We start from the raw sequence: 13781 nt of genomic DNA, 5'->3' as shown, positions 1-13781 counted from the left end.
GCCGGTGCCGGCTCGTCGATGGACGGGGGCCGATGACGGACCGTTTGCGGCGTGCGGGCCACCTGTCTGCGATGCGCGGCGGGTGGCATGTCCGGCCGCAGACTGCGACGATGGCACTGGCACTGACGTCCGCACCGATGCGTGGTGGATGTTCGGATTGACGAACCGCGCGCTTTGTTCGAAACGAACGCCGTCGCGGTTCCGCCGCCACGGCACCTCCCGGCATACGGGTTTCGATTCGTATGTTCCACCCGGCGCGTAGGCTATAAATGGTTGGGTGTACCGGTGCTTGTCGGGCGCCTGCGCGTCTCGCGCACGGTGGCGTCGCGACTGCCCGGGGGAGGTGCACCGTGGTTTGCCAGACGCTTGCTCGCGCCGTGCTTCGCACCGCGTTGATCGGGGGCGTGTTTGCCGGATGTTTGCCGCCGCCCGCCGCCGTTGCCGGCACCCTCGCACCGCACGCCGCACCGCCGGCGACGAAGGCGCGGCCACCCGCCGCGCCTTACGCGATGCCGGTCGATTTCCCGGCGATCGTCGAGCGCTACGGCCCGGCGGTCGTGACCATCCTGGCCGCCACACCCGATCCGCAAACCGGCGGGCCGGCCTTTGCCATCCTCGATCCCGACGATCCGCTCGCCGCGTTCTTCCGCCATGGCGCACCGCCGCCCGCACAGGGGCCGCAGGCGCCGGCACCCGATACCGCGCCGCGCGCGGTGTCCGGCAGCGGCTCGGGCTTCATCGTGAGCACCGATGGACTGATCCTCACGTCCGCCCATGTGGTCGACGAGGCGACCGACGTGACGGTGCGGCTCGTCGACCGCCGCGAATTCAAGGCGACGGTGCTCGCCGTCGATCCGCAAAGCGATGTGGCCGTGCTGCGCGTCGACGCGACGAAGCTGCCGTTCGTGCACATCGGCGATTCGTCGAAAGTTCGCGCGGGCGAACCGGTGATGACGATCGGCGCGCCGGACGGGTCGGGCAATACGGTCACGGCCGGCATCGTCAGCGCGACGTCGCGCCGGCTGCCGGACGGCAGCGCATTCCCGTTCTTCGAGACCGACATCGCACCGAACCCGGACAACTCGGGCGGCCCCGTGTTCAATCGCGCGGGCGACGTGATCGGCATCGCGGTGCAGGTCTATACCGGCGCCGACCGCTACGCGAGCACGACCTTCGCCATCCCGATCGCTTTCGCGGCAAAGGCGCGTGCCCAGTTGCGCGCGCAACAACAGGCGCAGATGCAGGCGCAGCAGCCTCAGGCGCCCGCGCCGGGCGCGCCGTCCGCCAATGCGTTCGGCGTCGACGTGCAGGACGTCGGCGTCGGTCTGGCCGCGGCGTTCGGGCTGCCGCGCCCGGCAGGCGCGCTCGTCAACGGCGTCGAGCCCGGCTCGCCGGGCGCCGCGGCCGGCCTGAAGCCCGGCGACGTGATCGTGAAGATCGGCGACACGGCCATCGGTCGCTCGGCCGAACTGAACGACCTGGCCGCCGCGCTGCCGCCCGGCGGGAAGGCGCCGCTGCGCGTGATTCGCAACCGTGCGCCGATGACGCTGACGATCACAGGCGCCGACGAGGCGGGCGGGACCGCGGTGGCGACGATCGGCATGGTCGCACCGAAGGCCGCCGCGCGGCCGCAGCCGGGTACCGGCGGCGCAGGCGACAGCGGCGACCACGGCGACCGTCTCGGACTGACGATGCACGCGTTGAGCGACGACGAGCGTCGTTCGACGGGGCTCGCGGTCGGGATGATGGTGGACGCGGCGCACGGCCCGGCCGCGCGCGCAGGCATCCAGCCGGGTGACGTCGTGCTCGAGCTCAACGACACGCTGCTCGAGACGCCGGACGACGTGCAGACGCTCGAAGCGAACGGCGGCAGCGTGATCGCCGTGCTGATCCAGCGCAACAACGCGCGGAAGTTCGTCTCGGTGCGCACGCGTTAGGGCGTTGACGCGGGGGCGCTCGTCCACCTAACATCGTCCGGTATCGCTGGCGGTCCGCCACGCATTCAGGAGCCATTCGGCATGAAAACGGCTTGCTTCATCGTAGTAGTCCACAGGCGCAGGGTCCGGTAGCGGCACCGCGCCGGCACCCATGCGCCCCCGACTCGTTCGGGGGCTTTTTTTTGTGTTGCGCGCGGCCATGCGGCCCGTGCGCGGGAGGGCATCCGCTTGGCATCGAACCTGTCGACCGCTTCCGACCCGGCGTCGCCGCGGCATGCGACGTTGATCCTGCTGTGCGCGTTGTCAGTGCTGCCGCTGAGCCTGTTCCTGCCGTCGCTGCCGGCGATCGTGCGCGACCTGCACACCGACTATGCGCTCGTCGCGCTGTCGCTCGGCGGGTATGCGGCGGTGGCCGCGTCGCTCGAATGCGTGACGGGGCCGCTGTCCGACCGGTTCGGGCGGCGCCCGGTCGTGCTGACGAGCGTCGCGATATTCGCGCTCGGTTCGCTCGGTTGCGCGATGGCGACCGATATCCGCGTGTTTCTCGGTTGCCGGCTGATGCAGGCGGCGATCACGTCGGTTTATCCGGTGTCGATGGCGGCGATCCGCGACGCCGGCGGCGGCGCGCGCGCGGCGAGCCGGATCGGCTATGCGGCGATGGCCGCCGCGTTCGCGCCGATGCTCGGCCCGACGCTCGGCGGCGCGCTCGACCAGACGGCCGGCTGGCGCGCGAGCTTCTGGCTGCTGGCCGCAGTCGGCATCGCGCTGTTCGCCTGGTGTGCGCTCGATCTCGTCGAAACCCATACGCTCCGGCCGTCGAGCTTCGGGCAGCAGTTTCGCGCGTATCCGGCGCTGCTGCGTGCGCGCCGTTTCTGGGCCTATGCGCTGTGCATGGCGTTTTCGACGGGTGCGTTCCATGCGTTTCTGGCCGGCGCGCCGCTCGCCGCGAAAACGCTGTTCGGCATCGCGCCGGCGGAGATCGGCTTCTACATGGGGACGATCACGGCCGGGTTCGTGTGCGGAAGCTTCGTGGCCGCGCGGGTCGCGCACCGCCTTGCGCCGGCCACGACGATCCTGTGCGGGCGGGTCGTGGCGTGTGCGGGCCCGCTGATCGGCCTCGTGCTCGTGTTCGGCGGCGCGACGCACGCGCTCGCGTGGTTCGGGCCGTGCGTGCTGGTCGGCATCGGCAATGGACTGAGCAATCCCGGCGCCCATGCGGGCGCGGTGTCGGTGCGGCCGGAACTGGCGGGCAGCGCGTCGGGGCTGGCCGGCGCGATGACGATCGGCGGCGGCGCCGCGCTGTCGTCGCTGACGGGCGCGCTGCTGACCTCCGCCAACGCGGGCTACCTGCCGCTCGCGACGATGCTGCTGTCGGCGGCGCTCGCGCTGGCGGCCGCCGTGTGCGTGCGGGCGTTCGACGCGCAGGACGCCGGGCGGTGAGCGCGGGTGCGCCCTGGTACCGGCGGGCGGCCGAATGACGGACAATCCGCCGCATGCCGGGAGACGATGCACGATCCGCGCGCCGCGTGTCCCGACGAGCACGAAGGGCGACTGGGCGAGGATGCGATGAGCGACTTTTCTGATTTCCAGCGGGACATTGCCGATGCCGCGAGGGCGACCTTCAGGGCGCTGCGGGCGTTGCACCCGGACGAGCATTTCTACGCGTTTGCGTTGTACACCGACAGCGGCGCGATGACGGTGGCGCCGGCAGCCAATTCGGTCGAAGGGCTGCGCCGGATCTGTGCGCAGCAGGCGGTGGCGGACGACGATCCGCGGTTCGTGTGGGGTGTTTCCGAATGGGCGTACGCGGCGGCCGAGGCGTCGCCGTTCAACGCGATCTGCGGCAGGCTGGCCGACGAAGTGCTGAGCCCGCAGTTCGTCCGGTCGCGATTCGCCGAATTTTCGCGGCAACTGCACGCCGACATGATCGAGGCATTGCGCCTGCTCGATCGCGACGGCGTATTCGGCACGGGCGACGACCGGGCGGCCATCACGCTGTTCGTGTCGATCGGCGACGACGACGCAGCCGAGGCGCTGGAAAACGCATCGGCGAAAGCGCTGAATCCGCCGGCCGTCGCCGACGCCTTCCTGCGCCGGTACGCTTGACCGGCATCGGGGTATCGTGGGCGGCCCGGGCAGGCGGCCGCCCCGCAAGCGCCGTTACGGCTTCGCGCCGACCACGAATTCGAACGTCGCGATGCCGTCGACGCCGCCCGTCACGCGGTCGCCCGGCTGCAGCGCGCCCACGCCTGCCGGCGTGCCGGTGAAGATCAGGTCGCCGGCCTTCAGTTCGACCGAGCGCGACACGTACGCGATGACGTCGGGCACGGCCCAGATCATGTCGGCGAGGTCGCCTTGCTGGCGCGTGTCGCCGTTGACCGCAAGCCAGATGCGGCCGGCGGCCGGATGGCCGGTGGCCGTCGCCGCGCGCAGCGCGGTCACGGGGCCCGATGCGTCGAAACCCTTCGCCCAGTCCCACGGGCGGCTCAGTTTCTTCGCTTCGGCCTGCAGGTCGCGGCGCGTGAGATCGACGCCGACGCCGTAGCCCCACACGTGCGACAGCGCGTCGGCCGGATCGATCGAGCGGCCGTCCTTGCCGATCGCGACGACCAGCTCGATTTCGTGATGGAGATCGTTCGTCAGCGGCGGATAGGCGACCGTGCCGCTGGCCGGGACGATCGCGTCGGCCGGTTTCGTGAAGAAGAACGGCGGCTCGCGGTCGGGGTCGGCGCCCATTTCGCGGGCGTGATCGGCGTAGTTGCGGCCGACGCAGAATACGCGGCGCACCGGAAAGCGCGCGGACGACTGGTCGACTTCGACGGAAGGACGCTCGGCGGCGTCGATGACATAGGCGGACATCGGATGGCCCTCGTTCGGCAGGAAGACGGATGGCCGGCGCACCGCGCCGGCATGCGTGCAACGATACCCGACGCGCGTGCGCCCGGATGCGACGCAACTACGTTTTACCGGGACAAAACTACGCGTCGGCGGCGCCCGGCGCATCGTCGCCGTCGGGCAACGCGGCGTTCGCGTCGCGATAGGCCTTCGGCGATACGCCGACCCGCGCGCGGAAGCGCCGCGCGAAATACCCTTCGTCGCGGAATCCGACCGAGCGTGCGATGTCCGCGATGCGCCGGCTGGTATGGGCCAGCAGCGACTGCGCCAGCGCGATCCGGCGCTCGGTCACGAGATCGGTGAAGGTGCTGCCGGTTTCCTTGCGGACCAGGTGCGCGAGGTAGTTCGGGGAGAGGAACGCGGCTTCGGCGGTCGCGGCGAGCGTCAGGTCCTCGCGGGTCAGGTTCGCACGCACGTGGCGCAGCACGCGGGCCAGCGCGTCGCGCCGGCCGGCGCGCTGGGCGCCGCGCTGCGCGAGCTTGTCGAGCGCGCCCGCGTACTGCGTGCAGACGAGCCCGATCAGTTGCAGCAGGTAGCCGCGCAGCAACGTGGTCGAGCCGAAGGTGCGCACGCGGTCGGCGTCGAGCATGCACAGCGCGAGGCGGCGCGCTTCGTCGTACGTGTCGCCGGTCAGGATGAAATCGAGGTGCTCCTGGAAGCGGAACGGCGTCAGTTCGGGGAAGCGGTGCGCAGGCACGTCCTCGAGATCGAGCGGATCGACGTCGAGATCGGCGCGCAGGAACGCCTGGCTGAAGTTGATCACGATGAAGTGCGCGCCTTCCGGATGCGGTATCAGGTGCTCGCGGTGCGGCAGCACGAACGCGAGCGCGCCGCGCGGAAACGGCCGCGTGACGCCGCCGATGCGCTGCTCGGTGTCGCCGCCGAGGTTGAACTGGATCTGGAAATACGCGTGCCGGTGCGGCTCGGTGATCGCCTGGCGCGACGCCTGGTCGCGGATGTAGAAATCGAGCCGGTCGCTGCGTTCGGGCATCCCGTACAGGCGCGGCGGGGCGGTGGAGGGCATGAAGGATTCTGCTGTTCGTGACGCGGTTGAGCCGCGATGGTACAGCGAACCGGGCGCAACGGGGACGGGCGCTTGCGCGGTCAGCCCGCCACGAGCGGCGCGACCCGGCGCCGCAGCTCGGGCACGACCTCGGCGTCGAACCACGGATGGTGCTTGAACCATGCCTGGTTGCGCGGCGACGGATGCGGCAGCGGCAGGATCGCGGGCCCGTAGTCGCGCCACGCGTGGACGGTGTCGGTCAGCGTCGCCTTGCGCGTGCCGTGCAGGAAATGCCGCTGCGCGTACTGGCCGATCAGCAGCGTGAGCCGGATCGACGGCAGTTCGGCCACCAGCCGGTCGATCCACAGTTGCGCGCATTCGGGGCGCGGCGGGTTGTCGCCGCTCGCGCCGCGGCCCGGGTAGCAGAAGCCCATCGGCACGATCGCGAAGCGCGTCTCGTCGTAGAAGGTGTCGGGCTCGACGCCGAGCCAGTCGCGCAGCCGCTTGCCGCTCGCGTCGTCCCACGGGATGCCGCTCGCATGGACGCGTGCGCCCGGCGCCTGGCCGACGATCAGGATGCGCGCGTCGCGATGCGCGCGCACGACCGGGCGCGGGCCGAGCGGCAGGTCGTTTTCGCACGCACGGCACGCGCGGATTTCGGTGAGCAGCACGTCGAGCGGCGCGCGCGTTCGTTTCGGCATCGATTCGGAGCGGGGACGGAGTGGCGAGGCGGTGTCGCGCGACCGGCACGAGCGGCACGAGCGGGCACCGGCCGGGCACCCCGGCCCGGCAGCACACGTCGGCTGCACCGCGCGGCGCGCGTCACGCCCGCGAAGGGCCCGCTGCGCCGCCTTCGGCGACCGCAGCATCATACAACGCGGTCTGCGCGATCGCCGCGGCGATGCCTGCGTCGTCGTGCGCGCCGTCGAGCATGCCCCAGCGCCGGTATTGCGACAGGAACCACTGGCCCTCGCGCGGATCGGGCCGGTTCACCGCGCCGCCGTCGTGGAAGCGGATCGGCAGCGGCGGCGTGGCGAACGGCCCCGCGCCGTAGTCGCCGAGCAGGCGCGGCGCGATCAGCCGGGCCGGCACGCCGAGCGCGTCGGGCGACGCAAGCCAGTCGGCCGCCTCGCGGCGGTGCGCGGCGCTGTCGAGCCACGCGCATGCATCGACGAGCGTGCGGATCAGCGCGCGTGCGGTGGCCGGATACAGCGCGACGAAGTCGCGCCGGGTCGCCAGCACCTTCTCCGGATGATCGGGCCAGATCTCGCTCGTGACGGCAACGGTCCGGCCCGCGCCGCATGCTTCGGCGACCGCATGCCACGGTTCGCCTGCGCAGAAGCCGTCGAGCTCGCCGCCCGCGAGCGCGGCGACCATCTCGGGCGGCGGAATCACGACGCTGCGCACGTCGCGCAGCGGATCGACGTCGTGCGACGCGAGCCACGCGTTTAGCCACATCGCGTGCGTGCCGGTCGGGAAGGTCTGCGCGAGCAGCGGCTTGCGGCCGAGCGTCGCGAAGGCGGTGCGCACGCTCGCGGTTTGGCGGTACACGTCGGCGAGGCCGCGCGACAACGTGATCGCCTGGCCGTTGCGGTTCAGCACCATCAGCGCGGCCATGTCGGCCTGCGGGCCGCCGATGCCGAGCTGCAGCCCGCAGACGAGCCCGTACAGCGCATGTGCGGCGTCGAGCTCGCCGCTGAGCAGCTTGTCGCGCACGGCCGCCCACGACGGCTGGCGGCTCGGTTCGAGCGTGAGGCCGTGGCGCGCGCCGAGGTTCAGGCGCTGCGCGACGATCAGCGGGGCCGCATCGCTGAGTGCGACGAACCCGAGGCGAAGATGTGCGCGTTCCGGCGCGGCGGGAGGAGATGTCTTCATTGCACTCATGACTGGGGTGACGCGTCGAGCAGTTGTCGCGCGACGTCGACGATGCGCAGGCCCTGATCCATCGCGCGCTTGCGCAGCGCCGCATACGCGTCGTGTTCGGACAGCTTGCGCTGGTCCATCAGCACGCGTTTCGCGCGATCGATCAGCTTGCGCTCCGCGAGTTCGCGCTCGACGTCGGCCAGCCGGCGGCGCAGCGCGTCGTCGTGCGAGAACCGTGCGAGCGCGACTTCGAGAATCGGCGCGAGGCGCTCGGCCGACAACCCTTCGACGAGATACGCACTGACGCCCGCGCCGACCGCCGCGCGGATCAGTTCCTGGTCGGCGTCGTGACTGAACATCAGCACGGGGCGCGGCGCGGTCGCATGCATGACCGCGAGTTGCTCGAGCGTGTCGCGCGACGGCGAATCGGTATCGATGATCACGACGTCGGGGCGTTGCTCCTCGACGGCCACCGGCAGGCGCGCGGGCGTCGCGACGTCGTTCAGCATCTCGTAGCCGAGGCGCGAAAGCGCGTCGCCGAGTTCGCCGATCGGCTTGTCGGTATCGGTGACGAGCAGCACGCGCAGGCGGGCGGGCAGGGCAGGCGAACTCATGTGGCGGGCAACAGGGGCAGTGACGCGTCGGTGCAAGGGGCGAACGATGTAGTCGGGCCGCACGCGCGGCCGGCGGCGAAGGAAACGGGGAGCGGCCGAAGCCGCGCGATGCCGCGCACGTCAGGCGGCCCGCGCAAGCGCCGCGCCGGTTGCCGCGTCCGCGCTCTGGGCGGCCGCTACGCCGATCGCGCCGCCGACGAGGATCACGGCCGGGCTGCCGAGCCGCGCGGCTTCGATGCCGCCCGCGAGCGTGCCGAGCGTGCCGGTCCAGCGGCGCTCGTCGGGCGTGCCGGCCCATTGCACCGCCGCCGCCGGCGTCGACGCCGGCAGCGCGGCGAGCAGGCCCGCCGCGATGCGGTCGACGCGACTCATCCCCATGTAGATCGCGAGCGTGGTGCCGGTCGCCGCGAGCCGTGCCCAGTCGGGTTCGCCGTGGTCCTGGCGGTGCGCGGTGACGAACGTGACGCCCTGGCAGTGCTCGCGGTGCGTGAGCGAGATGCCGAGGCTCGCGGCGGCGGCGAATCCCGACGAGATGCCGTTGACGATCTCCACGGGAATCGCGGCCGCACGCAGCGTCGCGAGTTCTTCGCCGGCGCGCCCGAACAGCAGCGCGTCGCCGCCTTTCACGCGCACCACGTGCGCGCCGCGCAACGCGTGGCGGCGCATCAGCTTCTCGATGAACGCCTGCGGCGTGGAGCGGCAGCCGCCGCGCTTGCCGACGCGGATCACGCGCGCCTGCGGCGCGAGTTCGACGATGCCGGGCGCGACGAGATCGTCGAGCAGCAGCACGTCGGCAGCGGCCAGCGCCTTCACCGCCTTCAGCGTGAGGAGATCGGGATCGCCGGGGCCGGCGCCCAGCAGCGTGACTTTGCCTGTCGTCATGTCGTGTTCCTGTGCCGCATCGCATCCCTGCGGCGGTCTGATAACGCGTTGTTGCGCGGCGGCGGCGGGCGGTCGAAACGCACCGGCATCCGGCCGTGGCCGAGCGCGGAGGGACGCCGTTGTCCTGGAGGCTCGCGTGAAGCACGAGCAGGGTTTTGCGGGGACTGCCCACCGGCGCCGTTGCCGGTGTGATGCACGGGGTTCAGCAATATCCGGGCCAACCGGCCCCATGCGTGGGCATCGCGTGCCGCGACGCACCGCGCGATGGCCGCGCGCATGCATGCCCTTGCCGCGCGCCGGCCGTCGCGATGCCGCATCGGCGTGCATCGCGCCCCGTCGGCGCGCACCGCAATGTCGCACGGTGACAGTGCTGCAGCGCACCACATCTGTGCCTCGCTGCATCGCGACGCATCGCGCGCCGCGTGCCGGAGCGCGGCGCATGTTGGCCGGCGAGCCTTGCGCGGCGGGGCTGCCGGCGCGATTCGGGCCGATATGGCATGGCGTTTGCATAAGCTGGTGCGAGCGGATCAACGGCGATTCGCCTGCAGTACCGATCAACAGAAGCGCCCGGCAACGGGCTTCATGGGCAACGGCGTCCTACGCATCGGGTCTCTCGACGAGACCGGGTGCGCAGGACGCCGTTTTTCGTTTGGCGGATGACATGACCGACAAAGCTACCCGTATCGATCTCTTCAGCTTCCGCACCGCGCCGATGCGCGCGTTCCATCTGACGTGGATGGCGTTCTTCGTATGCTTCTTCGCGTGGTTCGCGTGCGCGCCGCTGATGCCGCTGATCGCGCGCGAATTCCATCTCACGGCGGCGCAAGTCGCGAACATCAACATCGCCGCGGTGGCCGCGACGATCGCGGTGCGGCTGCTGGTCGGCCCGATGTGCGATCGCTTCGGCCCGCGCCGCGTGTATGCCGGGCTCCTGCTGCTCGGCGCGATCCCCGTGTTCGCCGTGTCGTTCACGCACGATTACCTGTGGTTCCTGATCTGCCGGCTCGGCATCGGCGCGATCGGCGCGGGCTTCGTGATCACGCAGTACCACACGTCGGTGATGTTCGCGCCGAACGTGGTCGGCACCGCGAACGCGACGACGGCCGGCTGGGGCAATGCCGGCGCGGGCGCGACGCAGGCGCTGATGCCGCTGCTCGTCGCCGCCGGCCTGATGCTCGGCTTCGGCGAGGGTTCGTCGTGGCGCATCGCGCTGATCGTGCCGGGCGTGGCGATGCTCGCGATGGCGTGGGCGTACTGGCGCTTCACGCAGGACTGCCCGCAAGGCGATTTCGTCGCGCTGCGCAAGCAGGGCGTGACGGTCGACAGCGGCAAGAAGGGCGGCTGGGCGAGCTTCTTCGCCGCCTGCGGCAACTACCGCGTGTGGATGCTGTTCGTCACGTATGGCGCCTGCTTCGGCGTCGAGGTGTTCATCCACAACATCGCCGCGCTGTACTACGTCGATCACTTCAAGCTGTCGCTGAAGGACGCCGGCTTCGCGGTCGGCCTGTTCGGCCTGCTCGCACTGTTCGCCCGCGCGCTCGGCGGCTGGCTGTCCGACAAGATCGCCGCCCGCCGCAGCCTCGACGTGCGCGCGATGCTGCTGTGCGCGTTGATCGTCGGCGAAGGGCTCGGGCTGATCTGGTTCTCGCATGCGCAAGGCATCGGCATCGCTCTCGTCGCGATGCTGACCTTCGGCCTCTTCACGCACATGGCGTGCGGTGCGACCTACGCGCTCGTGCCGTTCATCGACCGCAAGGCGCTCGGCGGCGTCGCGGGGATCGTCGGCGCGGGCGGCAACGTCGGCGCGGTCGCCGCGGCCTTCCTGCTGAAGGGCGTCGGCGACGTGCAGCACACGCTGAGCCTGCTTGGCCTCGCGGTCACCGCGACCGCATTGTGCGCGATGGCCGTGCGCTTCAGCGAAGAACACAAGGCGCGCGAAGCCGAGCTGCGCGATCGCGCGCTGGCCGCCGCGAGCGCCGCGAACTGATCGACCGAAGGAACCGTCATCATGAAACTCATCGTCATCGGCCACGGCATGGTCGGCCACAAGCTCCTCGAATGCATCGCGGCGGAAGCCGGCACGGCCGGCGCGCTGCAGGTCACCGTGCTCGGCGAGGAACCGCGCCCGGCCTACGATCGCGTGCACCTGTCGGAATTCTTCGCGGGCAAGTCGGCGGACGACCTGTCGCTCGTCGAGCCCGGCTTCTTCGAGCGCCATCCGCAGTTCGACCTGCGCGTGAACGCGCAAGTCGCGTCGATCGACCGCGCCGCGCATACGGTCACGCTCGTGTCGGGCGAAACGCTCGCGTACGACAAGCTGGTGCTCGCCACGGGCTCGCGTCCGTTCGTGCCGCCGGTGCCGGGCCGCGATCGCGCGGGCTGCTTCGTGTACCGGACGATCGAGGATCTCGAAGCGATGCAGGCGTGCGGCGCGCACGCGAAGCGCGGCGTCGTGATCGGCGGCGGGCTGCTCGGCCTCGAATGCGCGAAGGCGCTGCGCGACATGGGGCTCGACACGCACGTGGTCGAATTCGCGCCGCGCCTGATGGCCGTGCAGGTCGACGACGGCGGCGGCCGGATGCTGCGTGCGAAGATCGAGGCGCTCGGCGTGACCGTGCATACCGGCAAGAACACGCTCGAAATCGTCGACGGCGACGAAGGCGCGCACCGGATGGCGTTCGCCGACGGCACGCATCTCGACACCGACATGATCGTGTTCTCGGCCGGTATCCGCGCGCGCGACGAACTGGCCCGCGCGTGCGGGCTCGAGATCGGCCCGCGCGGCGGCGTCGCGATCGACGACTCATGCCGCACGAGCGACGCCGATATCTACGCGATCGGCGAATGCGCGGCCTGGAACGGGACGGTGTACGGCCTCGTCGCGCCCGGCTACGACATGGCTCGCGTGGTGGCGAAACAGCTCGGCGGCGCGGCCGACGCCGCCGCCGCTGCGTTCGCAGGCGCCGACATGAGCACGAAGCTGAAACTGATGGGCGTCGACGTCGCGAGCATCGGCGACGCGCACGGCACGACGGCCGGCAGCCGCACCTACCAGTATGCGGACGAGCGCCGCCAGGTCTACAAGAAGCTCGTGGTGTCCGACTGCGGCAAGTTCCTGCACGGCGCGGTGATGGTTGGCGATGCAGCCGAGTACGGCACGCTGCTGCAGATGATGCTGAACCGCATCGAGCTGCCCGAGTCGCCGGAATTCCTGATCCTGCCGTCGTCGGACGGCGCGGCGAAGCCGGCGATCGGCGTCGACGCGCTGCCCGCGGCCGCGCAGATCTGCTCGTGCAACAACGTGTCGAAGTCGCAGATCTGCGCGGCCGTGGCCGACGGCGCGACGAGCCTCGGCGCGCTGAAGACGTGCACCGGCGCCGGCACGTCGTGCGGCGGCTGCGTGCCGCTCGTCACGCAGATCATGAAGGCCGAGATGAAGAAGCAGGGCCTCGCGGTCAACAATCATCTGTGCGAGCACTTCGCGCATTCGCGCCAGGAGCTGTTCCACCTGATCCGCGTCGAGCGCATCACGACGTTCGACGAACTGCTGCGCAAGCACGGCCGCGGGCTCGGCTGCGACGTCTGCAAGCCGGCCGTCGCAGGCATCCTCGCGTCGTGTTTCAACGAGTTCGTGCTGAAGAAGGAGCACGCGGGGCTGCAGGATTCGAACGACTACTACCTCGCGAACATCCAGCGCGACGGCACGTATTCGGTGGTGCCGCGCATGCCGGGCGGCGAAGTCACGCCGGAAGGGCTGATCGCGGTCGGCCAGGTCGCGAAAAAATACGGCCTGTACACGAAGATCACGGGCGGCCAGCGCGTCGACCTGTTCGGCGCGCGCGTCGAGCAGTTGCCGTCGATCTGGGAGGAGCTGATCGCGGCCGGCTTCGAGTCGGGGCACGCGTACGGCAAGGCGCTGCGCACCGTGAAATCGTGCGTCGGGTCGACGTGGTGCCGCTACGGCGTCGACGATTCGGTCGGCCTCGCGATCGATCTGGAGAATCGCTACAAGGGGCTGCGCGCGCCGCACAAGATCAAGTTCGGCGTGTCCGGCTGCACGCGCGAGTGCGCGGAAGCGCAGGGCAAGGACGTCGGCGTCATCGCGACCGAGAAGGGCTGGAACCTGTACGTGTGCGGCAACGGCGGGATGAAGCCGCGCCACGCGGAACTGCTCGCGTCCGATCTCGATCGTGACACGCTGATCCGCTACATCGACCGCTTCCTGATGTTCTACGTGCGCACGGCCGACCGCCTGCAACGCACCAGCGTGTGGCGCGACAACCTCGAAGGCGGCCTCGACTACCTGATCGACGTCGTCGTGAACGACACGCTCGCGATCGCGGCCGAACTCGAAGCCGACATGCAGCACGTGATCGACACCTACGAGTGCGAGTGGAAGAGAGCCGTCACCGATCCGGAAACACGCAAGCGCTTCCGCCACTTCGTGAACAGCGACGCGCCGGACACGACCATCGAATTCGTCGAGACGCGCGGCCAGATCCGGCCCGCGACGCCCGGCGAACGCGCGGGCGGCAAGCCCGTGTCGATTCCCGTCGTCGCCGAACCCGCAACCGTTTGACCCTCGCC

General features: G+C 70.7%; 11 protein-coding genes. 5 read left to right on the top strand and 6 right to left on the bottom strand.

What is annotated here, in order from left to right:
* Positions 1-350 precede the first annotated feature (350 nt).
* The 3 genes from WS89_RS03950 to WS89_RS03940 all read left to right on the top strand — a co-directional run bounded on the left by WS89_RS03950 (position 351) and on the right by WS89_RS03940 (position 4043).
* Complete coding sequence (locus WS89_RS03950; protein WP_179949843.1) at positions 351-1937, top strand: trypsin-like peptidase domain-containing protein; 1587 nt, start codon at positions 351-353, stop codon at positions 1935-1937.
* A gap of 228 nt (positions 1938-2165) precedes the next feature.
* On the top strand, positions 2166-3377 hold the full coding sequence (locus tag WS89_RS03945) for an MFS transporter (protein WP_059789562.1): 1212 nt from the start codon (positions 2166-2168) through the stop codon (positions 3375-3377).
* Positions 3378-3503: 126 nt separating this feature from the next.
* On the top strand, positions 3504-4043 hold the full coding sequence (locus tag WS89_RS03940; protein WP_059505523.1) for a DUF4303 domain-containing protein: 540 nt from the start codon (positions 3504-3506) through the stop codon (positions 4041-4043).
* A 54-nt stretch (positions 4044-4097) separates the two neighbouring features.
* Here the strand turns inward: WS89_RS03940 and WS89_RS03935 are convergent, their stop codons facing one another.
* The 6 genes from WS89_RS03935 to cobA all read right to left on the bottom strand — a co-directional run bounded on the left by WS89_RS03935 (position 4098) and on the right by cobA (position 9194).
* Positions 4098-4796: a fumarylacetoacetate hydrolase family protein gene (locus WS89_RS03935; protein ID WP_034204722.1), complete on the bottom strand. Its 699-nt coding sequence runs from the start codon at positions 4794-4796 to the stop codon at positions 4098-4100.
* Between the two features lie 118 nt (positions 4797-4914).
* Complete coding sequence (locus WS89_RS03930) at positions 4915-5856, bottom strand: helix-turn-helix transcriptional regulator (protein WP_059789561.1); 942 nt, start codon at positions 5854-5856, stop codon at positions 4915-4917.
* Between the two features lie 80 nt (positions 5857-5936).
* The gene (locus WS89_RS03925) at positions 5937-6536 is read right to left on the bottom strand and encodes a uracil-DNA glycosylase family protein (protein ID WP_059789560.1); all 600 of its coding nucleotides are present in this window, start codon (positions 6534-6536) and stop codon (positions 5937-5939) included.
* 121 nt (positions 6537-6657) lie between these two features.
* Complete coding sequence (locus WS89_RS03920; protein ID WP_059789559.1) at positions 6658-7710, bottom strand: CmpA/NrtA family ABC transporter substrate-binding protein; 1053 nt, start codon at positions 7708-7710, stop codon at positions 6658-6660.
* 5 nt (positions 7711-7715) lie between these two features.
* A complete protein-coding gene (locus tag WS89_RS03915) occupies positions 7716-8312 on the bottom strand; it encodes an ANTAR domain-containing response regulator (RefSeq protein ID WP_059789558.1) in 597 nt (198 codons plus the stop codon).
* 120 nt (positions 8313-8432) lie between these two features.
* Entirely contained in the window at positions 8433-9194 is a 762-nt protein-coding gene (gene cobA, locus WS89_RS03910; RefSeq protein WP_059789557.1) for a uroporphyrinogen-III C-methyltransferase, read from the bottom strand.
* Between the two features lie 661 nt (positions 9195-9855).
* On the opposite strand from cobA, the gene WS89_RS03905 reads away from it, so the two are divergent.
* Positions 9856-11181: an MFS transporter gene (locus tag WS89_RS03905; RefSeq protein ID WP_059789556.1), complete on the top strand. Its 1326-nt coding sequence runs from the start codon at positions 9856-9858 to the stop codon at positions 11179-11181.
* A 21-nt stretch (positions 11182-11202) separates the two neighbouring features.
* Positions 11203-13773 carry a nitrite reductase large subunit NirB gene (gene nirB, locus WS89_RS03900; RefSeq protein ID WP_059789555.1) on the top strand — a complete coding sequence of 857 codons (2571 nt, stop codon included), beginning with the start codon at positions 11203-11205 and terminating at the stop codon, positions 13771-13773.
* The last annotated feature ends 8 nt before the right edge of the window (positions 13774-13781 follow it).

This window comes from Burkholderia sp. MSMB1072 (genome assembly GCF_001524725.1).
Lineage (GTDB): Bacteria > Pseudomonadota > Gammaproteobacteria > Burkholderiales > Burkholderiaceae > Burkholderia.
This window is presented reverse-complemented; position numbering and strand designations above follow the sequence as displayed.

Excerpts from the sequence above, each read along its gene's own strand:
- WS89_RS03920 (WP_059789559.1), bottom strand. The coding sequence starts at position 7,710 with ATGAAGACATCTCCTCCCGCCGCGCCGGAACGCGCACATCTTCGCCTC.
- WS89_RS03905 (WP_059789556.1), top strand. The coding sequence starts at position 9,856 with ATGACCGACAAAGCTACCCGTATCGATCTCTTCAGCTTCCGCACCGCG.
- nirB (WP_059789555.1), top strand. The coding sequence starts at position 11,203 with ATGAAACTCATCGTCATCGGCCACGGCATGGTCGGCCACAAGCTCCTC.
- cobA (WP_059789557.1), bottom strand. The coding sequence starts at position 9,194 with ATGACGACAGGCAAAGTCACGCTGCTGGGCGCCGGCCCCGGCGATCCC.
- WS89_RS03915 (WP_059789558.1), bottom strand. The coding sequence starts at position 8,312 with ATGAGTTCGCCTGCCCTGCCCGCCCGCCTGCGCGTGCTGCTCGTCACC.
- WS89_RS03940 (WP_059505523.1), top strand. The coding sequence starts at position 3,504 with ATGAGCGACTTTTCTGATTTCCAGCGGGACATTGCCGATGCCGCGAGG.
- WS89_RS03935 (WP_034204722.1), bottom strand. The coding sequence starts at position 4,796 with ATGTCCGCCTATGTCATCGACGCCGCCGAGCGTCCTTCCGTCGAAGTC.
- WS89_RS03930 (WP_059789561.1), bottom strand. The coding sequence starts at position 5,856 with ATGCCCTCCACCGCCCCGCCGCGCCTGTACGGGATGCCCGAACGCAGC.
- WS89_RS03925 (WP_059789560.1), bottom strand. The coding sequence starts at position 6,536 with ATGCCGAAACGAACGCGCGCGCCGCTCGACGTGCTGCTCACCGAAATC.